Source organism: Glycomyces endophyticus (genome assembly GCF_039531525.1).
In the GTDB taxonomy this organism is placed as follows: domain Bacteria; phylum Actinomycetota; class Actinomycetes; order Mycobacteriales; family Micromonosporaceae; genus Glycomyces; species Glycomyces endophyticus.
Genome location: NZ_BAAAQF010000016.1, coordinates 1 through 22,567, shown reverse-complemented (window position 1 = coordinate 22,567; position 22,567 = coordinate 1). Strand labels below are relative to the sequence as shown.

Here is a 22,567-nt window from a genome sequence, read left to right as displayed (position 1 = left end):
GGGGGTGACCGTCCCCGACTTCGACCTCGGCGACCTCCAGCTGCCCGAACCGCGGCAGCTGGAGGCCTACTTCGCGCTCACCGAGGCCGTCAGCCTCCTGGAGCACCACGTGGAGCAGCAGCTCCGCGCCGAAGGCGGGATCAGCAACGTCCAGTTCCAGCTCCTCATGGCCCTGAACGGCGCCGGGCAGCTGACCATGACCCAGCTCGCCGACGGCGTCGTCTACAGCCGCAGCGGCCTCACCTACCAGGCCGCGCTTCTGGAGAAGGCCGGCCTGGTCACCCGCGGGCCCAGCCCCGACGACGAGCGCGCCACTCTCGTCGCCATCACCCCCAAGGGCCGCGAGACCGTCGGCAAGGTCCTCCCCGGCCATATCGAGGTCACCCGCCGCCTCCTCTACGAGGCCGTCTCCCCGGCCGACCTCGACCGCCTGCGCGCCACCATGTCCCGCGTCCGCGACCACATCCGCGAGGAGCCGCCGCGCTCCGCCGCGCCGCGCCGCCGCCGGACCGCCGGGGGCTGAGCACGGCGAAGGGGGCGCCCGGAACGGACGCCCCCTCTCGCTCGCAGCGCTAGATCATCGGGTGGCGGATGATGTTCTCCTCGCGGCCCGGGCCGACGCCGACCACGGAAACCCGTGCGCCGCACAGCTCCTCGAGGCGCTCGATGTAGGTCTGGGCGTTGCGGGGGAGCTCGTCGAACTTGCGGCAGTGGGAGATGTCCTCGAACCAGCCGTCGTGCATCTCGTAGACCGGCTTCGCGTGGTGCACGTCGGTCTGGGTCATCGGCATCTCGTCGACGCGCTCGCCGTCCACTTCGTAGCCGACGCAGATCGGGACCCGCTCGAGCTCCGAGAGGACGTCGAGCTTGGTGACGAACAGGTCGGTGATGCCGTTGACGCGCACCGCGTACCGGCCCAGGACCGCGTCGAACCAGCCGCAGCGGCGGCGCCGGCCGGTGGTGACGCCGTACTCGCCGCCCTTCTTGAGCAGGAACTCGCCGAACTCGTCGAACAGCTCGGTCGGGAACGGGCCCGAGCCCACGCGGGTCGTGTACGCCTTGATGATCCCGATCGAGGTCGTGATCCTGTTCGGCGCGATGCCGGTGCCGACGCAGGCGCCGCCCGTGGTCGGGTTCGAGGACGTCACGAACGGGTAGGTGCCGTGGTCGACGTCGAGCATCGTCGCCTGGGCGCCCTCGAGGAGGACGTTCTTGCCCGCTTCGAGCGCCTGGTTCAGCAGGAGGCGCGTGTCGGCGATGTACGGCTTCAGGCGCTCGGCGTACCCGAGGTACTCCTCGACCACGGCCTGCGGGTCGATCGCCTTGCGGTTGTACACCTTGACGAGGATCTGGTTCTTCTCGCGGAGGATCTGCTCGAGCTTGATCGAGAGGATCTTCGGGTCGAGGAGGTCCTGCACGCGGATGCCCTGGCGCGCCACCTTGTCGGCGTACGCCGGGCCGATGCCGCGGCCGGTGGTGCCGATGCGGGCGCCGCCCAGGTACCGCTCGACGACGCGGTCGAGGGCCCGGTGGTGCGGCATGATGAGGTGCGCGTCGGCGGAGAGCTTCAGGTTCGAGACGTCGACGCCGCCCGCGGTCAGCTCGTCGAGCTCGGAGATGAGGAACTTCGGGTCCACCACGACGCCGTTGCCGATCACCGGCACGACGCCCGGCGTGAGGATGCCGACCGGGACCAGGTGGATCGCGTACTTGGTGCCGTCAGGCGTCACCACCGTGTGGCCGGCGTTGTTGCCGCCCTGGTAGCGGACGACGAAGTCCATCTCGGCGCCGAGCAGGTCGGTGACCTTGCCCTTGCCCTCGTCGCCCCATTGCGTTCCTACGACCGCGATCGCCGGCATGTGCCCATCCTCCCGGGAAGTTGATCACCCGATTACCTGCCAAGCCTACTTGCATTCGTTTATCTGGGGTCTCAGCAGGCCCAAGCACTATGAAGCGGGTCCCCGTCACACCGTAGAGTCGGTCCGGTGAACGTCGTCGTGTTGACACTCGTGGAGTCGGACTGCTCGAACCCCGGGCCGCGCACCCAGGCGCTGCACCTGGCCGACGAGCTCAAGGCGCGGGGCGCCGCGGTGCGGTCCGTGGAGGCGCGCACGCCTGAGGACGTCGACGCCGTCGTGGCGGACCCCGACGAGCGCATCGTCCTCGCCGCCGACACGGACGAGCAGGTCAACGCCGTCGTCGCCCGGCTGACGCGCCTCGCCATGCCCGCGCCGAGCCAGCGCCCCGAGGGCCTGCCCGACGGGCGCACCGTTCCCGACCTCCCGCCGCTCGCGGTCCTGCCGCTCAGCGGCACGCCCGGCATCGTGGTCCGCCTCGGCCTGCCCGAGAAGCCCGCCGACGTCGCCGAGGCCGTCGTCTCGGGTGAGGTGCGCCGCACCGACCTGATGCGGCACGACGGCGGCGGCGTCGCCGTCGACGGCGTGCGCCTCGGCGGCGGCGACCGGCCGTGGCGCGGCGTCGTCAACCTCGACGACGTGGTGCTCGCCGACGGGAGCGAGCAGATCCTCGCCTGCGTCGTCGCCAACGCCGACGGGTACGCCGCGGCCGACGACATGGTCCTCGCCGAGCCCGATCCCGCCGACGGGAAGATCGACGTCGCGGTCGCCGTGCCGGTCACCGTGGGCCGCTTCAGGAAGCGCCTGCGCATCGAGGTGCGCCGCGCCCGGGGCCGGGCCGTCGCCGTGCACCCCGCCGGCTCGGTGACCTACATCCAGGACGGCCTCGCCGGGGAGCTCGGCCGCAAGCGCACCTGGTGGGTCGAGCCCGGCGCCGCCGGCTGGTACGACACGCCCGGGCGCTGAGCCGGGCGGTTCTCGGCGGTTCCTGGACGAATCGGGCAGGCGAAGCGTCCCCCGGATCAACAGTGCCGTGCCGGTGTGACAGCCGTCCGGAGCGCAAGGGGCGGCGCCGGTTCCGGGTCGGGCGTCCGATGGCGCGGGGCCGGGCCGCGGCGAGGGCGGAAGCCGTCGATGCGAGGCCGGTTCGCGGGCGGTGCGGGCCGCGCCGTATCGACCGCTGTGCCCGACCTCGCCACCTGATCGAAATCCGATCGTTATCTGGGTGAGGCATGCTGGTCAGCGCCCACCAGGCAGCGTTCTCGAATCGACAGCGCGGGCGCTGACCCGGCGGACGGCGAACATGGAGGTGGCGTGCAGTGGCGGCGGAGTACTCGAGTTTCGTGGCCATCGGCGACAGTTTCACCGAGGGGGTCGGCGACCCGGATCCGGACGGCGACCGCGATCGCGGCTGGGCCGACCTGTTCGCGGTGCGCGCCGCCGCGGCCTGGCCGGGCTTCGCGTACGCGAACCTCGCGATCCGCGGCCGCCTCTTCGACCGCATCGTCGACGAGCAGGTCGTCCCGGCGATCAAGCAGAGCCCCGACCTGGTGTCCTTCGCCGCGGGCGGCAACGACGCGCTGCGCCCCGGGTTCAACCCGGTCCAGCTCGCCACCCGCCTCCACGAGGTGGTGCGCCTGTTCAAGGCCTCCGGCGCCGAGGTCGTCCTCTTCACCTGCGCCGACGTGACCCCCCACATCCCCGGGATGGCGATGCTGCGCAAGCGGTTCATCACCACCAACGACGCCTACAAGAAGGTCGCCAAGCGCCACGGCGCCGTCCTCGTCGACCTGTGGGACGACCGGGCCTTCGACGACCCGCGCCTGTGGTCCCAGGACCGCCTCCACCTGAACACCCTCGGCCACAAGCGCGTCGCGCACGACGTGTGCCTGGCCCTGGACGTCGAGCCGGACCCGGCATGGCTCGACCCCCTCCCCGACCTCCCGCGGCCCCGCCGCGACATGAACGGCGTCCAGTGGGCCGGCCGGCACCTGGCCCCCTGGGTCAAGCGCCGCCTCACCGGGAAGTCCTCCGGCGACACCGTCCACCCGAAGCGCCCCGAACTCACCAAGGTGAAGTGACCCCATGGCCATCATGTTCAAACTCCTCGCGGTCATGGTCGTCATCCTGACCTGCGCCTTCTTCTTCGGCATCCTGTTCAGGAAGGGCCGCGGCCGCTGACGCGAGCCCGCCTCGGCGAATTCGCGTGCCCCACTTCGGGGGTGGGCGTGGCGGTTCCGGCGGAGACAGGGCATCATGGTTCATTGTGGGACTCCTCCAGCGTCTGTTGGGGCGCCGGGACACACCAGATTCAGTGCCTGATCCCGCCGCCCAACCCGAACCTGCCATCGAGCCCGAGACGCCGCCCGAGCCCGGCGCGTCCTCCGGGGCTCTCGACGATGCCGCCCCCGGCAACGGCCCGGACCCCTCGCCGGTCGCCTTGGAGGAGGACAGCATCGCTCCCGCAACGCCCGTGACCGGACTCCGGCTCGTGCCCGACCTCGAACCCGAGACCCCCGACCCGGAACCGGACCGGCCCGCCGTGCCCGCGCAGGCCGACCCCGGCGACGCGATCTTCGTCCCCGAGCGCCCCCGCCGGGAACTGCTCACACTGGACAAGCCCGAACCGCCGCGCCCCGGCACCGGCCGCGACGAGATGATGCCCCGCATCGACTCCGAGGACCTCGACATCGCCGGGTCCCCGCGCGCCGACCTGCGCGCCGCGGGCCTCGCCGTCCCCAAGATGCACCAGCTGGTGCGCCGCGGCGACACCGCCATGTGGGCCTTCGCCGTCCGCGCCTCCGAGGCGCTCCGCTGGTGGCTCGACATCCGCCAGGCCGCCGATCAGACCGGCTGGATGCCCGTCCTCCTCGGCCCGCCCGAGGAGTGGCGCGACAACGGCGAGGCGATCATCCACGAGGGCGACGACGAGCTCGCCCGCGCCGACGAGATCGACGCCGCCGAACTGCTCCACGAGAAGGGCGCCGAGGCCGGCGAGCCCGCCCGCGGCGTCCCGATCCTGCCGCGCCGCGGCGACTCCGACTTCGCCACCCCGCAGCACGAGGGCCTCCTCGGCCTCGTCGCCACCGACGCGGGCTGGAAGATCCCGGCCATGTTCCCCTGGAAGGGCTCCACGAACTGGGAGCTGTACGGCGCCGAGCACGCGGCTGTCCTCCGCAGCTGGAACCGCCGCTTCGAGGCCGAGCTCGTCGCCATGACCTACGACGTCGTCGAGCTGTACGTCCCGCACCCGCCCGCCCGCGAGGAGGCCATCGCGGTCGCCTCCGAGGCGTACGCGTACTGCCCCGACCTGCTCGACTCCGGCGTCCCCACCCTGGAGGACCTCGCCGAGCACATGATCCGGTCCAAGGCCTGGTACTTCAGATGGGCGTAGCCCCATCTGAACCGGCGGCGCAGCAGGTGGGCGTAGCCCATCTGAACAGGCGGTGCAGCAGATGGGCGTAGCCCGTCTGAACGGACGGTGCAGCAGATGGGCGCAGCCCGCCTGACCCGCGGGCGCGGCAGAAGACCGGGCTAGCCCCTGCGGGCGGCCTCCATGCGGGGGGCCAGGCCGTCGAGGAAGCGGTCCAGGACGTACCGCATCGCCTGGTGCGCGGTGATGTTCCAGGCCTGCTCGTCCTTGAACCGCCCGACGTACCGGTACCGGCCCGACTCGATCGCCCGGTCCAGGTACGGCGCCTGGACCTCCCACCACTCGTGCTCGTTCGCCTCCGGGGCCTCCTCGGCGCTGTCGCGCATGAGGTACTGCCGCGCCGTGCCCGTCACCAGGTTCATCACGGCCGTGATGACGAGGTTCATCTCCCGGTCGGGCAGGTCGTGCCCCTCGAACGCCGACAGCGCGAAGTCGTACCCCGCCATGGAGTCCGGCCCGAACACCGGGCGCCGCTGGTTGATCTCCAGCAGCCACGGGTGGTCGTCGTACGCCTGCCACGAGCCCTCGGCGAGGAGCTCCAGCCGCTCGCGCCACCCCAGCCCCGCCAGGTCGGGCTCCTCCCCCTCGAAGCGGGAGATGCGGTCGACCATGAGGTCGATGAGCTCCTTCTTGCCCGGGACGTACCGGTAGATCGTCATCGCCCCCACGCCGAGCTCGGCCGAGACGCCGCGCATCCCGAAGCACGAGCCCTCGCGGTCGGCCACCGCGATGGCGGCCTCCACGATCCGGTCCACGGTCAGCCGCGGCTTCGGCCCCGGGCGGCTCGGCTGCGGCTCGAACTCGCGCCAGAGGAGCTCAAGGCTGCGTTGGGGGTCGCCCGCCCCCGTCTGTGGTGTCGCCATAGGGGCCTCATGATATCGCGCTTGCTAACCGGGTACGGCGTATGCTATTACTGGGTACAACGTACCCGATTCAGGGAGACCAGGCAATGACCACCACGACCGTCGAGGCATCGGGCCTCGGCAAGCGATTCAAGGACACCGCCGCGCTCGACGGCTTCGACCTCGCCGCCGAGGCCGGCACCGTCCTCGGCCTCCTCGGCCCCAACGGTGCCGGGAAGACCACCACCGTCCGCATCCTCACCACCCTGCTGCGCCTCGACTCCGGCCGCGCCGCCGTCGCCGGGTTCGACGTGGCGAAGGACGCCCGCCAGGTCCGCCGCCGCATCGGCCTCACCGGCCAGCAGACCGCAGTCGACGACCTCCTCACCGCCCGCCAGAACCTCGTCCTCTTCGGGAAGCTGTTCCGGCTCGACAAGTCCCGCGCCCGCGAACGGGCCGACGAGCTCCTGGCCCAGTTCGGGCTCGCCGACGCCGCCGACCGGCAGGCCAAGGGCTTCTCCGGCGGCATGAAGCGTCGCCTCGACCTCGCCGCGAGCATGATCCTCGCCCCGCAGGTCCTGTTCCTGGACGAGCCGACCACCGGCCTCGACCCGGCCGGGCGCCGCGAGGTCTGGGACGCCGTCTCCGGCCTCGCCGCCGACGGCACCACCGTCGTCCTCACCACCCACTACCTCGACGAGGCCGACCGGCTCTGCGACCGCATCGCCGTGATCGACCACGGCCGCAACCTCGTCGACGACACCCCCGCCGGGCTCAAGCGCCGCATGGGCGCCGACCGGCTCGAGATCGTCGCCGCCGACCCCGCCGACCTGCCCGCCCTGGAGCGGATCACCGCCGCCGTCGCCGACGGGGAGGTCACCGTCGACGAGGGCGGTCCCACCGTCTCGGCCGCCGTCAAGGACCCGGTCGCGGCCCTCACCGCCGCCGCGACCGCCGTCCGGGACGAGGCGATCACCGTCGCCGACATCGGCCTGCGCCGCCCCACCCTCGACGAGGCGTTCCTCGAACTCGTCGGCCGAACCGAGAAGGAGACCGGACGATGACCGCGCTCGCCCCGCTCCCCGACGAGACCCTCGCCGGGCGCGTCAAGTGGACGCTTCACGACTACCGGGCCATCGTCGGGCAGGAGTTCACCCACCTGATCCGCGAGCCCGCCAACTTCGCGTGGGGCCTCGGGTTCCCCATCGTCATGGTGCTGCTGTTCGTGTACGTCTTCGGCTCCGCCATGGATGTCACCGGCCAGGGGGCCGGCGTCGACTACGTCGCCTACGCCATGCCCGGCATGTTCGCCATGACCATGGCCTTCGGATTCATGAACACCGCCATGGCCGTCGCGTACGCCAAGGAGAAGGGCATGGTCGACCGCATCAGGTCCATGCCCACCGCCTCCTCCGCGGTCGTGGTGGGCCGCAACATCTCCGACACCATCCACGCCGTCGTCGACCTGCTCGTGCTGTTCCTCATCGCGCTCGCCATCGGCTGGCGCAGCGGGGGCTCCTTCTGGGAGACGCTGGGCGCGTTCGCGCTCCTGATCTGGCTGCGGTTCGCGCTCATCTGGATCGGCGTCTGGATCGGCCTCCTGGTCAAGAACGTCGAGCAGACCGGGAACCTGTTCGCCCTCGCGTTCCCGTTCGGCATGGTCTCCTCGGTGTTCACCCCGCCCGAGCTCATGCCCGGCTGGCTCGGCGCCATCGCCGCCTGGAACCCGGTGTCCGCCACCGCCACCGCCATCCGCGAGCTGTTCGGCAACCCCGTCGCGATCGGGTCCTCCTGGCCCGAGCAGCACGCACTCCTCGCCGCGGTCGTGTGGCCGCTGGTCATCACCGCGGTCTTCCTCCCGCTCGGGGTGCGGCGCTTCCGCAACCTCGGACGCTAAGGGCCTGAAGGAAACAGGAAGGCGGGCCCGCGCTCTGCGGCGCGGGCCCGCTCCGCGCGTGTGAGAGCATGGGCACCATGTCCGAAGCCTCGCAGGAGTTCACCGCCTCCCTGGGGGACGGCGCCGAGCTGCGCCCGCTCGTCCCGGCGCACGCCGAGGAGACGACCGTCCACATGGACCGCGGCCGCGAGTTCATCGGCCGGTACGTCGCCATCGCCGACGTCTGCGCCGACGTCGAGGGCACCAGGGGGTTCCTGGAGACCTACGCCGCCAAGGCCGCGGCCGACGCCGGACGGATCTGGGGGATCTGGCTCGACGGGACGCTGGTCGGCGGGGTCCTGTTCCGCACCATGGACTTCCGCATGCAGACCGCCGAGGCCGGCTGCTGGCTCGAGCCCGCCGCCACCGGCCGGGGCCTGGTCACCCGCGCGGTCGCGGCCATCGTCGACTGGGCGGTCGAGGAGCGCGGGATCCACCGCGTCGACTGGTGGGCCGCCGTCAGCAACACCGCCAGCCTCGCCGTCGCGCAGCGCCTCGGCATGACCAGGGAGGGCGTCCTGCGCGAGGTGTATCTCCACCGCGGGGAGCGGTACGACATGGAGGTCTGGTCGGTCCTGGCCCCCGAATGGCGCGCCGCCCGCGGGGCCTGACGCCGCGGATATCGGTTCCGCATCGATGACCGCCAATGGTGGGAGCGTTTGCGAATTGCCGGGTGGAATAGACGCATTTATTCACCTCATTACGAGTCGTATGTCCTTTCGGAGGACTGACAGCGCTTCCAGACTGCGCTAACGTTCCCTCCACTGCGAGGGCGCGCCTCCGCGGCGGCGACCCCGCCGCGCCGGACCTCTCGCGTACCGGCGACCGGAGCGGCCCGACACGGCGGCTCCCCACCTCTCGCGTTCGCGATCCGACCCGCGCGGACCACCCTCGGACGACCCCTTCGAAAGCAGCACCCACATGACCAAGCGGAGACACCTTCCCGCCCTCGCCGCCACCGCGGCCCTGGCGACCGCCGCGTGCACCGACGACCAGGAGCCGGCGTCCGGCGACGCGGCCGGACTCGGCATCGACGAGTTCCCCCGCGCCGAGACCCTCTACTCCACCGGCACCGCCTGGGGTCCCCCCGGCGACTTCAACCCGATCACCCCCGGCCAGGTCACCGGCCTCGGCGGCCTCGGGTACGAGTACCTCTTCCACTTCGACACGCACGAGCAGCGGCTCACCCCCTGGCTCGCCGAGTCCGGCGCGTGGATCGGCGAGCGCGAGTACCTCCTCACCCTGCGCCCGGGGATCGACTGGAGCGACGGCGAGCCGTTCACCGCCGCCGACGTCGCGTTCACCCTCGAGCTCGGCAGGATCGAGGGCGTGCCCTACGGCAGCGTCTGGGACTGGCTCGAGTCCGTCGAGGCCACCGGCGACCTGGAACTCGTGTTCCGCTTCACCGAAGCGCGCCATCAGGAGTGGGACAACTTCCTGTACACCAACGAGATCGTGCCCAAGCACGTATACGAGGCGTACACACCCGAGGAGCTCCTGACCGGGACCCTCGACGACGACCCCGTGGTCACCGGGCCCTACCGGGTCCACAGCTACGACGAGGGCCGGATCGCCTGGGCCAGGCGCGACGACTGGTGGGCCGCGGAGGCGCTCGGCGCCGAGGCGCGGCCCCGGTTCATCGTGGACCTGGTGACGCCCGGCAACGCCGACATCCTCAACATGCTCCTCGACGGCAGCCTCGACCTGGCGAACAACTTCATGCCCGGCGTCGCCGACTACCTCTCCGGGGACCCGGCGCTGACCACGTACTTCGACAAGCCGCCGTTCATGATCCCGTTCAACACGGCGATGCTCATCCCGAACACGACCAGGAAGCCCCTGGACGACCCCGAGTTCCGGCGGGCGGTGGCCTTCGCGATCAGCCCCGGGCAGATCGTGGACGCCGTCTACGGCGGCATGGTGACCGAGGCGCACCCGACGGGACTCCTGCCAGTCTGGGAGCGCTACTACGACGCGGAGGCGATCGGTGACGACGCCTTCGTCTTCGAGCCGTCCCAGGCGGTCGCGATCCTCACCGACGCCGGGTACGCCGACGCGGACGGCGACGGCTTCGTGGAGGACCGCGACGGCGAGCCGTTCTCCCTCCAGCTCATCGTGCCCGTCGGCTGGACCGACTGGGAGGCGGCGGCGCAGTCGATCGCCTCCGACCTCGTGGACGCCGGGATCGACTGCACCGCGGTGTTCGTGGACGCCGCCGAGGTCGACGCCGCGCGCGAGAGCGGCGACTTCGACCTCCTCGTCAACAACAGCAGCCGGATCACGAACTCGCCGTGGAGCCACTTCAACCACCTCTACGAGCTGCCGGTGGCCGAGGTCCAGCGCAACGGCAACTTCTCCCGCTGGGAGAACGAGGAGGCCTGGGACCTCACCCGCGAGCTGTCGACCCTCGCGGCCGAGGACCCGCGCTACCTGGAGGTCGTCGCCGAGCTGGAGCGGATCACGGTGAACGACCTGCCCGCGATCCCCGTCTGGTACAACGGCGCCTGGTCGCAGGCGAGCAACGCGGTGTGGACCGGCTGGCCGACCGCCGAGCTCGCGCCCGGCGTCTACCCGAGCTTCTGGAACGAGATGTGGGGCCTGGGCACGGTCCGGATGCTGGGCGGGATCGCCCCGGTCGAGTAGCCGCGGGCCCGCGCCGCCGTGCGGGCGGCGCAGACGGGCCCGCCCCGCCACCCGAAAGGCGGCGCGGGCCCGCGTCGTTCCCCCGGTCCTAGAACCCGATCCAGGCGGTCTGGCCGTAGTCGCCGCCGAGTTCGTTGGCCTGCAGGCCGGCCGAGGAGAGGCTCCACAGCTGGCCGCCGACGACGAGGGCGCGGACGACGCCCTCGGCGTAGGGGTCGGCGACCTCCTGCTCGATCCAGGCGGCCTCCTCCAGGGCGTCGGTGCCGACGGCGAGAACGAGCACGCCCGCGGTGTAGTTCGAGTAGTCCTCGCCCCAGTCGGTGACGGGCAGGACCGCGACGGACGCGTCCTGCCAGTACAGGAACGCGTGCGGGTCCCATTCGACGGCGGAGCTCGCGTTCGGGCGCAGGTACTGGTCGAGGACGGCGGCCTCGTCGGCGGCGGTGTCGAAGAGGCTCACCTGGAGGCCGGTGGTGACGCCGTCCTCGGTGGCCTCCTGGCCGACGCCGAGGAGGCGGCCGTTGCCGACCGGGTGGAGGTAGGCGGAGTAGCCGGTGATCTTGAGCTCGCCGGTGACGACGGGGTTCGCCGGATCCGAGAGGTCCACTGTGTACAGCGGGTCGGTCTGGCGGAACGTCACGATGTAGGCGGTGTCGCCGATGAAGCGGACGGCGTAGATCTGCTCGGTGACGCCGAGGTCGGTGACCGACCCGGTCTCGGTGAGCGAGTCCTCCCCGACGGCGAACACGGTGACGGTGGACTTGGAGTCCTCGGGCGCGACCTCGCCGCCCCACGCGCAGTCGGCGGCGGGCCCGCACCCGCCCCACCAGCCCCACATCGCCTGGTTCTCGGTGGTGGCGACCCGCAGGTGGCCGTCGTACTCGCTCAGCGAGTACTGGTTGAGGAGCGAGCCGGGGACGGTGGCCTCGCCGGCGAGGAGCGGCTCGCCGCCGGTGAAGTGGAACCGGTAGATCTCGGTCTCGGCCTCGGGTTCGTCCTCGCCCCAGCCGTAGTCGTAGTGGGCGAGGTAGAGGCTGTCGGCGGTGCCGTGGACGGTCTCCCCGTCGGCCATGACGGTGTGGGGGGCGACGTCCTCCCACCCGCCGGAGGTCGGGAGGCCGAAGACGGTGACCGCGGAGCCGCTGAACCGGTCGGGGTGGGCGATGTCGGCGCAGTCGACCTCGCCGGCCTCGCCGTTCACGCTGTAGGAGGGGACCCAGTCGTCCAGCGTCGTGTCCCGAAGGGCCGCTTCGAGGTCGGCCGCGTCCCCGGCCCCCGCGTAGAGGACGTCGTAGACGGGCTGGATGAGCGGCTGCGAGGACACCGCGAAGCGCAGCTCGCCGCCGACCATGCGGGCGTCCACCATGGACCCCTCCATGGTGAAGGTGTCGAGGACGTCGAGCGTGGCGGGGTCGAGCCGGTCGAGCCGGAACTCGCTGTAGTACAGGTCGTCGGCCTCGACGTCCTGCGTGTACATCGCGAACAGGCCGCCGTCGCCGAGGAACAGCTCGTGGCTCCATGACATCTCGTCGAAGGCCCGCTCGGCCGCGACCTCGCCGGAGCGGGTGTCGACGGCGCGGAGGGTGTTCTGGACGACGCTGTACACGAAGGTGCCGTCGGTCTTGACGATGTCGGGCTCGTCGACCCCGGCGACCTGGTTGTTGGTCTGGGAGTACGCGTCCGCCGACTGCCCGGAGGCGCCGCCGGCGTCGCTCGCGGCGGCCATGTCGCCCTCTTCGCGGGCGACGTCGTCCTCCGCGAAGCCGCTCGCGAAGTACTCGCCGCGCTGCCACTCGGCCATCATGGCGAGCGCGGCGTCCTGGATGCCCTCCAGGGCGTCGTCGCAGCCGCCGTAGGTGGCGAGCTGGGCGGAGGCGGGGACCCAGGGGACGGTGTCGACGACGCGGTCGACGTCGCCCTGCTGCGAGGTGCACCCGGCGGCGGCAAGGGAGGCCGCGCCCGCGAGTGCGATGAGGAGTTTCGCTTTCATGCCGGTCGGACGCCGCGGGCGGGGCCGCGGTTCCCGCCGGGCGCGAAAAAGGGCCCGGGGAGGCGGCCGCCTCCCCGGACCCCGGCCGGGCGGTGTCTCAACCCTTGGTGCCGCCCGAGGTCAGGCCGCTGATCAGGTGCCGTTCGGCGAACGCGTAGAACACGAGCGCGGGGAGCATCGCGAGCATGACGAACGCGAGCACCTTCGCTGTGTCCGAGGCGTACTGGCCGCTGAACTGGGTGACGCCCAGCGGGAGCGTCCACCAGGTCGACTTCTGCAGCACCACGAGGGGGAGCAGGAACGAGTTCCAGGAGCCGACGAGCGCGAGGACCGAGACGGTGGCGAGCACGGGGCGCGCCATCGGCAGGAGGATGCGGGTGAAGAACAGCCACGGCCCGGCCCCGTCGATGGTCGCGGCCTCCTCCACCTCGCCCGGGATGGAGCGGAAGAAGGTGCGCAGGATGATGATCGTCAGCGGCAGGCCGAACGCGGCCTGCGGCAGGATCACGCCGAAGGGGCTGTTGAGCAGCTCGAAGCTCCGCAGGATGATGAACAGCGGCAGCACGGCCACCGCGAACGGGAACATCATGCCGGCCGCGAAGAGCGTGAACAGGCCCTCGCGGCCGCGGAAGGCGTAGCGGGCGAACACGAACGCGACCATCGCCGAGCAGATCACCACGATGAACGTGGTGACGAGCGCGATGAACACGGAGCTGAAGACCTGCTGCCAGAACGCGCCCGAGGCGAGGACGTCGGTGTAGTTCTCGATGTTCCACGGGTTCGGCAGGCCCAGGGCGTTCTCGCGCAGCTGCTGGTTGTCCTTGAAGCCGCCGAGGAGCGCGAACAGGATCGGCGTCGCGACGAACGCGGTCGTGATGAACGCGGCGACGTAGAAGCCGGTGTGGCGCAGCAGGCGCGCGCGGCGCGTGGTGACCTTCATGAGCGGCTCCCCCCGGCGGTGGTGATGGACCCCTGGAGGTCGCGGTTGAGGACGTATCGCTGGTAGAGCAGCGCGAACACGAGGCTGATGACGAACATCGCGATCGACAGCGCCGAGGCGTAGCCGATCTGGTTGCGCTGGAAGCCCTGCTCGTACATGGTGATCGCGAGCGTCTCGGAGGCGTGGAACGGGCCGCCGCCGGTGAGCACGTACACGAGGTCGAACAGCTGGACCGAGCCGATGACGGACAGGAACACGATCATGCGCACCGTGGGGCCCATGAGCGGCAGCGTGATGCTGCGGAACGCCTGCGCGCCGGTGGCGCCGTCGATGGAGGCGGCCTCGTACAGCTCGTCGGGGATGTTCTGGCGCCCGGCGAGGAACAGGATCATGTGGAATCCGAAGAACTTCCAGGTGAGGATCCCGAAGATGACGAACATGATGATGTTCCGGTCGGAGAGCCAGCCGATCTGGGCGTCGACGCCGAGGTTCGCCAGGAACGAGTCGGCGAACCCGCGCCGCGGCGAGAACACCAGCCGGAACAGGACCGCGGTGACCGCCTCGGTGAGGACGTACGGCACGAAGAACAGCAGCCGGAACGCGGTGCGCCCGGGGAACCGCTGGTGCAGCAGCATCGCGAGGCCGAACGAGATCGGCAGCTGCACGAGCAGGGAGAGGACGACGATGAGGGCCAGGCGCCACAGGTCGCCGAGGAAGACCTCGTCCTGCACCAGGTTCCGGAAGTTCTCCAGCCCCACGAACTCGGTGGGGACGCCGCCGAGCCCGTTCCAGCGGAAGAACGCCACGTACGCGGCGAACAGCACCGGGAGGATCACGAACAGCAGGAACAGCATCAGGCCGGGCGCGATGAACGTGGCGAGCGTCCCCGCGCCGGGGCGCCCGGACCGCCGGCGCGAACCCGCGCGGCGGTCCGGGCGCCCCGTTACCGGGGAGACCCGAGGGGACTCCTTGAGTGTCACGCCTCGGCCGCCCAGGCCTCGTTGACCATCGCCACGAAGTCCTCGGGGGTGAGCTGGCCGAGCAGCAGGCCCTCGGTGGCGTCGTTGATGACGCCGCCGATGGCCGGCGGGTAGGCCTGGTCGAGGTAGAGCTGCGTGCCGGTGGCGGTCGCGAGGGCGTCGACGACCTTCTGGGTGTCCTCGTTGAGGTCGGGCGCGACGGCCGCCACGTCGGCGGCGACCGGGGTCAGGTTGCCCTCGGCGATCGCGCGGGTGTAGTTCTCGGGCTCCATGAGGGTGCACAGGAAGTCGAGCGCCTCGTCGGGGGCGTCCGCGGCCACCGCGTAGCCGTTGCCGCCGCCGAGCCACTCGGTGGTGGTGCCGGTGCCGCCCGCGACCGTCGGGAACGGGAAGAACCCGAGGTTCTCGGGGCCCTCGGTGCCGGAGTTGTCGCGCTGGGCCTGCGGGGCCCACTGGCCCATGAGCTCCATGGCGGCCAGGCCTTCGCCCATGACCGCGGACTGGCCGTCGGCCTCGCCGTAGACGGCGGACTCGAAGCCGGGCTGGAACGGCTCCAGCGCGGCCAGGTCGGCGACCATCTGGCCGGCCTGGACGAAGCCGTCGCCGGAGAAGTCCCCGGCCTCGGCCGCGGACGCGAGGCCGTCGAGGCCGACGGTGCGCATCGCCAGGTAGGTCCAGTAGTAGTGGCCGGGCCACTTGTCGGCGCCCGCGAGGGCGATCGGGGTGATGCCCTCGTCCTTGAGCGCCTCGACGGCGGCGAGGAACTCGTCCCAGGTGGCCGGGGGCTGCGTGATGCCGGCCTGGGCGAAGAGGTCCTCGTTGTACCAGAAGCCGACGACGCCGGCGTCGAACGGCATGCCGTACAGCTTGCCGTCGATCGTGTACGGCTCCAAGGCGATCGGGTTGATCTGGTCGATGCAGTCGAGCTTCCCGGTGAGGTCCTGCACGAGGCCGGCCTCGACCTGCTCGGCGAGGACGCCGCCGCCCCAGGTGTGGAACACGTCGGGCACGTCGCCGGACTGGGAGGCGGTGCCCATGCGGTCCTTGAACGCCTGGTTCTCGATGGCCTGCACGTCGATCGTGACGTCGTTGTCGGCCGCGAAGTCGTCGGCGAACTCCTGCCACGTGGACATGAGCGGGTCCTGGTTCTGGATGTGCCACCAGGTGATGTCGGCGTCGCTCTCGCCGCTGTCGCCGCACGCGGCGGCGGTCAGCGCGAGCGCGGCGGCCGCTCCGGCGGCGACGAGCGCCCGGGGCCGGAGAAGGGGGTTTCGCATCGAGGGTCTTCCTTTCGAGGGATGAGGGATCGGTCCGTCGGGGGCCGGACGGGCGGCGCCGGGGCGCGCGACGGCCACGGCACCGCCCATCCGAAACTTTCGGGACAAGTATCGGAAACTTTCGATGCGGTCATCGTACCTGCGACCTCAGAGAAAGTGAAGGGGGTCTCTATGCGCAGCTCGCGAAGGTCGCCAGAGTGACCGTTCACCCAGCTCGGCGGGGGTCGGCGGAGGCGATGGAATTGCACGTCGGGTCCGGAACAGATCAATCGAACGGAAATCGAACGCGCGTGGCGGGGGAAGCGAAACGGCCGCCCCGGAGACCGGGACGGCCGTGGAAGTCGTCGTGGAGCGGGTGACGAGAATCGAACTCGCCTCTCAACCTTGGGAAGGTCGCATTCTACCAATGAACTACACCCGCGAACTCCGCCTGAACGGAGCCGCACCGAGTATACAAAAGGCCCGACGGGCCTTCTCGGTGCCCCACGGGAGGTGTGCCGGCAAGCGGTTCCGGTCCGCTCCGGGCGGTCCGCGGACCGGTCGGAGCCGGGCGGCCGTCTCCGGCCGCCCGGCCCCCGCTCAGACCGCTACTCCCAGCCGGCCAGGACCTCGTCGATCGCGCCGGCGAAGCCGGCGATCTCGGCGTACACGCCCGGGTTGCCGGCCTCGGCGCAGCCGTAGCCCCAGCTGACGATCCCGACGAGCACCTGCTCCCCGCCCGCGGGGGTCATGATCGGGCCGCCGGAGTCGCCCTGGCAGGAGTCGACGCCGCCGTTCGCCAGGTCGCCCGCGCACAGCATCGAGGCCGCGTCGACCTCGCCGGGGTAGGCCGACTCGCAGTCGGCGTCGCTCACGAACGGCACCTCGACCCACTCGGCGACGACCGGGTACTCGGAGCCGGTGTTCCCCCACCCGGCGGTCTCGAGGGCGTCGTACGCCGCGGCCTCGGTGCCGAGCGCGATCGGCTCGACGTCGACCGGCTCGGCGAGCTTGAGCAGCGCCCAGTCGTTCGCCATCGCGACCGGGTCGTTGAACGAGTCGGCGACGTGGAGGTCCGCGACGGCGGTCTCCACGACCGCATCGGACTCCAGGTCGACCGAGCCCGAGAAGACCACGAGGTCCCCGGCCGAGGCGTCCTCGACGCAGTGCGCGGCGGTCAGGACGACGTCCGCGGCGATCACGGAGCCGCCGCAGAACTGCCGCTCCCACGGGGTGCCCTCGCCGGGCGAGCCGAGGCCCACCAGCCACGGGTACTGGCCCTCCTCCGCGGGCTGGCCGCCGATGATCTGGGCCTCGAAGTCGCTCTCGGGCGCGTCGGTCGCCGCGTTGGCGGCCGTGCCGGCCCACGCGAGGGCCGCGGCGCCGAGTCCTGCGGCGACGCCGGCGCCGAGCCGGATCAGGTGCTTCCTCTGCTTGTCCACTGTGATCCTTTCGGGGTGGATGTGAGGGTTGGGCCGTTTGGCCGTCCTGTCCGAAAGGCGCTATCGGCGGCTTTAGTGGTTGCCTGCCGGTTGCGTTGGCAATTCAGTGAATCAGTGTGGAAGGTCGCTTCCGAGCTCGCGGCCGAGGTGGATCGAGCCCTCCTCCTGGCCGTAGTAGCCGAACGCCGGGACCGGCGTGTACCCGAGCAGGCCGTACATCGCGACCGCCTCGGGCTGCATCGGGCCGGTCTCCAGGATCACGCGCTTGCGGCCCGCGGCCGCCGCGGACGCCTCGACCGCCGCCACGATCCGCTTCGCCAGCCCCTGCCGGCGCGCGGACGCGCGCACGAACACGCGCTTCATCTCGGCGTCCTCGCCGTGCGAGCGCCAGCCGCCGCAGCCGACGGGCTCGCCCGCCTCGTCGTACACCACGATGAAGTCGCCGTTCGGCGGCTCGAAGTCCGCGTCGGCGAGCTCGGTCATGTCGCCCTCGCCGTAGCGCACGACGTACTCGGCCTGCACCTCGCCGCAGAGGGCGCGCGCGACCGGGCTGGAGTAGGGGGTCCTGGAAAGCGTGAACTGCACGGCCCCAAGACTTGCACGACCGCGCGTCACCGCGCCAGCGCTTTTCGTCACGTTTGCCACGGGCCTTCCGAATCCCCGCAGGTCGGGCCCGCGCCGCCCCCGCCGCGGCGGCCGCTCGGACGGCGCCCCAGTTCAGGGCCCCGAAACCCTGTCCGAACGGAGGATGTTCCCGAGCCCGTTCGGCGCCTAGGTTCGACCGAACGCACCGACTTCGCCGTCACCCGGGCGGCGACGTCCTCCACGCCCGGTAGCGCCGCGCCGACCACTACGATCTTCTCAACGGCGATGGTCGAAACGGGTCCGGCACTCCGGGCTTCGCACCGTCGGCGGCCGGGGCCGGTGCTGACGACACCCCCGGCCGGTGCGAGGGCGCGGCGATCCCCTCCGGCCCGAAGGGCCCGGGTGCCACCGCGGCCGAACCGGGGACCCCACGAGGGGCTCCCGGCCGAGTGCGGGCTCCGCCCGCGATCCCGGTGGGAAGGAGGCATGCATCCACATGCGCACTACGCAGCGCCGCAGGTCGGCCCCGGCTCGGGGGGACCTGTGGCGGGGCTGGTCCGCGCCGTCCGTGCGGTCGGCGTTCACCGCCGCGTTCGCGGTCGTGGTGGTCCTGGTCGGGCTCCGCCTGTCGGTCCGCGACGACTCCCACGCGGTGTCGTGGCTGGCCCTGCCTCCGCTGGCCGCCTCCGCGTTCCTGCCGTGGCGCTGGGTGGCCGGGGTCGGGGCCGCGAGCATGGCGCTGGCCTTCGGGTACCTGTGGCTGCTGCACGACTTCTCCATGGACGGCGTGGCCGTGCACGGGGTGGACTTCCTCGTGGTGGCCGTGGCCGTGGTGATCGCGGCGGCGGTCGCGGTGGTGCGCGAGCGCGACGACGACCGGCTGCGGCGCCTCGCGCAGCTGGCCTCGGTGGTGCAGCAGGCGATCCTGCGGCCGATCGGGGAGCGCTTGGGGCCCTTCGACATCGCGGCCCGGTACGTGTCGGCGCGGTCGGGCGCGGAGATCGGCGGGGACCTCTACGAGGCCCTGGACACCGAGTACGGGGTGCGGATCGTCATCGGCGACGTGCGGGGCAAGGGGCTGGACGCGGTGCGGCTGTCGTCGACGGTGCTGGGCTCGTTCCGGCACGTGGCGTTCGAACGGGCGGACCAGCGGTGCATGATCGCCGACCTGGACCACGCGGTGGCCCGGAACGGCGGCGACGAGGACTTCGTGACGGCGATCCTGCTCCAGGAGCGGGGCGGGACCCTGGAGATCCTGAACTGCGGCCACCCGCCGCCGATGCTGGTGCGCGACGGGGTGGCGACGTACCTGGAGCCGGAGTCGATGGCGCCGCCGCTGGGCCTGGGCCCGTCGGCGCAGGAGCTGACGGTGCGGCTGCAGCCGGGGGACCGGATCTTCCTGTACACGGACGGCCTGGCGGAGGCGCGCAAGGACGGGGAGTTCTTCCCGATCCGGGAGCGCGCGTGGAGCCTGATCGGGCACGGGAACACCGGCGACGGGCTGGCGTCGCTGGAGACGGCGCTGCGGCGCTGGGTGGGCGGTCCGCTGACGGACGACATCGCGCTGCTGCTGCTGGACTACCGCCCGGAGGCGGACTAGGGGCGGCCGGTCCGGCAGCGCCTGAGGGCGGCGAGCCGGGAGCGGGCGCGGCGGCGCCTGGTGAGGCGCACGGGCAGGCGGCGGCTCACTGCGCGGCCTCCTGGGCGGGGACGGGCAGGGGGAGCCGGAGGACGCGGTGGAGGACGGGCCGGGCGCGGCGGTGGCGGCCGACGTAGGTCGGTCCGACGCGGGCGGCGAGCTGCGAGGCGACGGCGCGGATCATGGGGTGCTCCTGGTGGTGCGCGGTGGTGGTCGGCGGAGGTACCGTCTGCCGGTGCGGTGACGTCGCACAGGCGGTCTGATGCCCGGTTCAACGAGGCACGAGTGCGCCGGTTACGGCGTGTGCGAGGAGACCTCCACGATCACCCGATCGAACGACGCCGGGGCGGCGAAGTGTCGGGTATCCGACCGCGACACGCTTGCCGACCTGCGCGGGGGCGCGGGATCCTTGAACAGATTACTGACGGGTAATATGATGGGGGTTACCACCGAGTAATGGAGGACCCGCAATGACGCACTTCCGCCACAACCTCCGAGACCTGGAGTTCAATCTCTTCGAGGTCTTCGGAGCGGACAAGATCCTCGACCACCAGGCCTTCCCGGACCTGGACGAGGCCACCGCCCGAGAGATCCTGGCGGAGCTGGCCCGCCTCGCCGAGAACGAGCTGGCCTCCAGCTACGTCGAGGGCGACCGCAACCCGCCCGTGTTCGACGCCGCGACGAACTCGGTGACGCTGCCCGAGTCGTTCAAGAAGTCGTACCGGGCCTTCATCGACGCCGAGTACTGGCGCCTGGACCTCCCCGAGGTCCTCGGCGGCACCTCCGCGCCGCGCATGCTCTGGTGGTCCCTCGCCGAGCTCGTGCTCGGCTCCAACCCCGCCCTGTGGATGTACGCCGCGGGCTCCTCGTTCGCGCACAGCGCCTACCGCGAGGGCACCGCCGAGCAGCAGGAGTGGGCGAAGCTCTTCGTCGAGAAGGGCTGGGGCGCGACCATGGTCCTGACCGAGCCCGACGCGGGCTCCGACGTCGGCGCCGGCACCACCAAGGCGCACCTCCAGCCGGACGGCTCCTGGCACATCGAGGGCGTCAAGCGGTTCATCACCTCGGGCGACCAGGACATGACCGACAACATCATCCACTACGTCCTCGCCCGGCCCGTGGGCGTCGAGGGCGCGGGCGGGCCCGGCACCAAGGGCCTGAGCCTGTTCATCGTCCCGAAGTACCTGTTCGACCCGGCCACGGGCGAGCTCGGCGAGCGCAACGGCGTCAAGGTCACCAACATCGAGCACAAGATGGGCCTCAAGGTCTCGGCGACCGCGGAGCTCACCCTCGGCGAGAAGTCCCCCGCGAAGGGCTGGCTCCTCGGCGACAAGCACGAGGGCATCCGCCAGATGTTCCTCATCATCGAGTACGCGCGGATGATGGTGGGCACCAAGGCCATCGCCACGCTCTCCACCGGCTACCTGAACGCGCTCGACTACGCCAAGAGCCGCATCCAGGGCGCCGACCTGCTCCAGTCGACCGACAAGACCGCGCCGCGCGTGCCGATCATCAAGCACCCGGACGTGCGCCGCTCGCTCCTGCTGCAGAAGTCCTACGCCGAGGGCCTGCGCGCGCTCGTCGCGTACACCGCCTCCTGGCAGGACAAGGCCGTGCTGGCCGAGGCCGACGGCGACGACGACGCGGCCGAGACCGCCAAGCGCGTCAACGACCTCCTGCTGCCGCTCGTCAAAGGCTGCGGCTCGGAGCGCGCCTACGACCTGCTCTCCTCCGAGTCGCTCCAGACCTTCGGCGGCTCCGGGTACCTCCAGGACTACCCGCTGGAGCAGTACGTGCGCGACGCGAAGATCGACACGCTCTACGAGGGCACGACCGCCATCCAGAGCCTCGACTTCCTGTTCCGCAAGATCATCAAGGACAACGGCGAGTCGCTCATGGTCGTCGCCGGCGAGATCATGGAGTCCACGCAGGACGGCCACGCGGACCTGGAGGACGTGCGCGCGCGCGTGCTCCGCGCCCTCGGCGACGCCCAGGGCATCATCGAGGCGCTCCAGCCCTCCCTGATGGCCGCCATGGGCGACGAGCCCCGCGACCTGTACAAGGTCGGCCTCCACTCGCGGCGCCTGCTGCTGGCCGTCGGCGACCTCGTCGTCGGCTGGCTCCTGCTGCGCCAGGCCGAGGTCGCACAGGCCCGGCTCGACGAGGGCGCGGACGACGACTTCTACCGCGGCAAGGTCGCGGCGGCGAAGTTCTTCTCCCACGAGGTGCTCCCGCGGGTCACCGCCGACCGCAAGATCGTCGAGGCGGCCGACCTGGTCCCGATGGACCTCCCCGACGGGGCGTTCTGAGCAGCGGTTCGCACGGCTCGCGCCGCACCCCCCGTGGGTGCGGCGCGAGCCGTTTTCTACGAGACGGTCCCGACGGTGAAGAAGAACGCGCCGTCGTCGCCGCCCTCGGTGCCCGCGAGCGCCGACTCCATGCCGTGCAGCGCCCCCCGCAGGTACTGGAGGTTCCGCCACATCGAGGCGTGGAAGTCCAGGTACCGCGCCGCGGCCTCGGCCGCGCCCGGCGCGGTCCCCAGCGCCGGGGCCCGGCTCAGCGTCCCGGCGGCCAGCACCGGGACCACCGCGCCCTCCAGCTCGTCGATGAGCTCCAGCAGGAACAGCCGGTACTCCTCGACCGCCGCCGGGTCGTACACGCGCTCGCCCATGGTCTCGCTCCTTCTCCCGCAGTCGGTCAGTTGTAGGGGTCCTCGCCCGGTCTGACATAGCCCCAGGCGTTCCCGGTCTCCCGGTGGGCGAGGCTCGGCGGCCCCTCCTCGCCCTCGTCGTCATCGTCGTCCTCGTCGGGCCGCCCGCCCCCGCCCTCCGCGCCGGCGGCGCGGAGCGCGCCCCGCGGCCCGGCGGGCCCGTGGAACAGGCCGCCACCGCCGCCCCTTGGCCCGGCCGGGCCGCCCGCCGCGGCCCCCGGCGAGGCCGCCGGTCCGAACAGGCCCTGCGGGGCGCTCCCGCCCGGGACGGCGACGCCGCCCGCGCGGCCCCCGGGCCCCGACCCGACCGCGCCG

The 22,567-nt window shown here is 71.7% G+C and carries 21 protein-coding genes and 1 tRNA gene; 10 read left to right on the top strand and 12 right to left on the bottom strand.

The annotated features are described in order from the left end of the window. Positions 1-4: 4 nt before the first annotated feature. The gene (locus ABD419_RS18490; RefSeq protein WP_344489301.1) at positions 5-523 is read left to right on the top strand and encodes a MarR family winged helix-turn-helix transcriptional regulator; all 519 of its coding nucleotides are present in this window, start codon (positions 5-7) and stop codon (positions 521-523) included. 49 nt (positions 524-572) lie between these two features. Here ABD419_RS18490 and ABD419_RS18485 read toward each other — a convergent pair whose 3' ends face one another. Then, positions 573-1,859: an adenylosuccinate synthase gene (locus tag ABD419_RS18485; RefSeq protein WP_344489298.1), complete on the bottom strand. Its 1,287-nt coding sequence runs from the start codon at positions 1,857-1,859 to the stop codon at positions 573-575. A gap of 126 nt (positions 1,860-1,985) precedes the next feature. On the opposite strand from ABD419_RS18485, the gene ABD419_RS18480 reads away from it, so the two are divergent. The 3 genes from ABD419_RS18480 (at position 1,986) to ABD419_RS18470 (ending at position 5,250) form a co-directional block, all read left to right on the top strand. Then, a complete protein-coding gene (locus tag ABD419_RS18480; protein WP_344489295.1) occupies positions 1,986-2,822 on the top strand; it encodes a diacylglycerol kinase family protein in 837 nt (278 codons plus the stop codon). Positions 2,823-3,175: 353 nt separating this feature from the next. Then, positions 3,176-3,937, top strand: a complete 762-nt coding sequence (locus ABD419_RS18475) for an SGNH/GDSL hydrolase family protein (protein ID WP_344489292.1) — start codon at positions 3,176-3,178, stop codon at positions 3,935-3,937. 233 nt (positions 3,938-4,170) lie between these two features. Continuing rightward, entirely contained in the window at positions 4,171-5,250 is a 1,080-nt protein-coding gene (locus ABD419_RS18470) for a DUF4253 domain-containing protein (RefSeq protein ID WP_344489289.1), read from the top strand. 140 nt (positions 5,251-5,390) lie between these two features. Here the strand turns inward: ABD419_RS18470 and ABD419_RS18465 are convergent, their stop codons facing one another. Beyond that, on the bottom strand, positions 5,391-6,152 hold the full coding sequence (locus tag ABD419_RS18465; protein ID WP_344489286.1) for a TetR/AcrR family transcriptional regulator: 762 nt from the start codon (positions 6,150-6,152) through the stop codon (positions 5,391-5,393). A gap of 86 nt (positions 6,153-6,238) precedes the next feature. Between ABD419_RS18465 and ABD419_RS18460 the strand changes: the two genes are divergently transcribed. The 4 genes from ABD419_RS18460 to ABD419_RS18445 all read left to right on the top strand — a co-directional run bounded on the left by ABD419_RS18460 (position 6,239) and on the right by ABD419_RS18445 (position 10,710). After that, positions 6,239-7,195, top strand: coding sequence for an ATP-binding cassette domain-containing protein (locus tag ABD419_RS18460; RefSeq protein ID WP_344489283.1), 957 nt, complete (start codon positions 6,239-6,241; stop codon positions 7,193-7,195). Continuing rightward, a complete protein-coding gene (locus ABD419_RS18455; protein WP_344489280.1) occupies positions 7,192-8,028 on the top strand; it encodes an ABC transporter permease in 837 nt (278 codons plus the stop codon). Before ABD419_RS18460 ends, ABD419_RS18455 begins: the two co-directional genes overlap by 4 nt. Before the next feature lie 77 nt (positions 8,029-8,105). Continuing rightward, complete coding sequence (locus ABD419_RS18450; protein ID WP_344489277.1) at positions 8,106-8,678, top strand: GNAT family N-acetyltransferase; 573 nt, start codon at positions 8,106-8,108, stop codon at positions 8,676-8,678. Between the two features lie 310 nt (positions 8,679-8,988). Next, on the top strand, positions 8,989-10,710 hold the full coding sequence (locus ABD419_RS18445) for an ABC transporter substrate-binding protein (RefSeq protein ID WP_344489274.1): 1,722 nt from the start codon (positions 8,989-8,991) through the stop codon (positions 10,708-10,710). 88 nt (positions 10,711-10,798) lie between these two features. On the opposite strand, the gene ABD419_RS18440 is transcribed toward ABD419_RS18445, so the two are convergent. The 7 genes from ABD419_RS18440 to ABD419_RS18410 form a co-directional block, all read right to left on the bottom strand. Next, positions 10,799-12,700: a beta-propeller domain-containing protein gene (locus ABD419_RS18440; protein ID WP_344489271.1), complete on the bottom strand. Its 1,902-nt coding sequence runs from the start codon at positions 12,698-12,700 to the stop codon at positions 10,799-10,801. Positions 12,701-12,797: 97 nt separating this feature from the next. Next, complete coding sequence (locus ABD419_RS18435; RefSeq protein WP_344489268.1) at positions 12,798-13,640, bottom strand: carbohydrate ABC transporter permease; 843 nt, start codon at positions 13,638-13,640, stop codon at positions 12,798-12,800. Further along, positions 13,637-14,494 (bottom strand): carbohydrate ABC transporter permease, encoded by an 858-nt coding sequence (locus ABD419_RS18430; protein WP_344489265.1) that lies wholly within the window; start codon positions 14,492-14,494, stop codon positions 13,637-13,639. Before ABD419_RS18430 ends, ABD419_RS18435 begins: the two co-directional genes overlap by 4 nt. 122 nt (positions 14,495-14,616) lie before the next feature. After that, on the bottom strand, positions 14,617-15,897 hold the full coding sequence (locus ABD419_RS18425; protein ID WP_344489262.1) for an extracellular solute-binding protein: 1,281 nt from the start codon (positions 15,895-15,897) through the stop codon (positions 14,617-14,619). A gap of 347 nt (positions 15,898-16,244) precedes the next feature. After that, positions 16,245-16,318 (bottom strand) — tRNA-Gly (locus ABD419_RS18420). 166 nt (positions 16,319-16,484) lie between these two features. Further along, positions 16,485-17,318 (bottom strand): S1 family peptidase, encoded by an 834-nt coding sequence (locus ABD419_RS18415; protein ID WP_344489259.1) that lies wholly within the window; start codon positions 17,316-17,318, stop codon positions 16,485-16,487. A 111-nt stretch (positions 17,319-17,429) separates the two neighbouring features. Continuing rightward, entirely contained in the window at positions 17,430-17,903 is a 474-nt protein-coding gene (locus ABD419_RS18410) for a GNAT family N-acetyltransferase (RefSeq protein WP_344489256.1), read from the bottom strand. 496 nt (positions 17,904-18,399) lie between these two features. On the opposite strand from ABD419_RS18410, the gene ABD419_RS18405 reads away from it, so the two are divergent. After that, positions 18,400-19,503, top strand: coding sequence for a PP2C family protein-serine/threonine phosphatase (locus tag ABD419_RS18405; protein ID WP_344489253.1), 1,104 nt, complete (start codon positions 18,400-18,402; stop codon positions 19,501-19,503). Between the two features lie 85 nt (positions 19,504-19,588). Here ABD419_RS18405 and ABD419_RS18400 read toward each other — a convergent pair whose 3' ends face one another. Then, positions 19,589-19,726 carry a hypothetical protein gene (locus tag ABD419_RS18400; RefSeq protein WP_344489250.1) on the bottom strand — a complete coding sequence of 46 codons (138 nt, stop codon included), beginning with the start codon at positions 19,724-19,726 and terminating at the stop codon, positions 19,589-19,591. A 286-nt stretch (positions 19,727-20,012) separates the two neighbouring features. Here ABD419_RS18400 and ABD419_RS18395 point away from each other — a divergent pair, with 286 nt between their 5' ends. After that, positions 20,013-21,851, top strand: coding sequence for an acyl-CoA dehydrogenase (locus ABD419_RS18395; RefSeq protein ID WP_344489247.1), 1,839 nt, complete (start codon positions 20,013-20,015; stop codon positions 21,849-21,851). A gap of 56 nt (positions 21,852-21,907) precedes the next feature. Here ABD419_RS18395 and ABD419_RS18390 read toward each other — a convergent pair whose 3' ends face one another. After that, entirely contained in the window at positions 21,908-22,213 is a 306-nt protein-coding gene (locus tag ABD419_RS18390; protein ID WP_344489244.1) for a hypothetical protein, read from the bottom strand. Positions 22,214-22,239: 26 nt separating this feature from the next. After that, on the bottom strand, positions 22,240-22,567 hold a 328-nt coding region (locus ABD419_RS18385), incomplete at its 5' end, for a hypothetical protein (protein ID WP_344489239.1).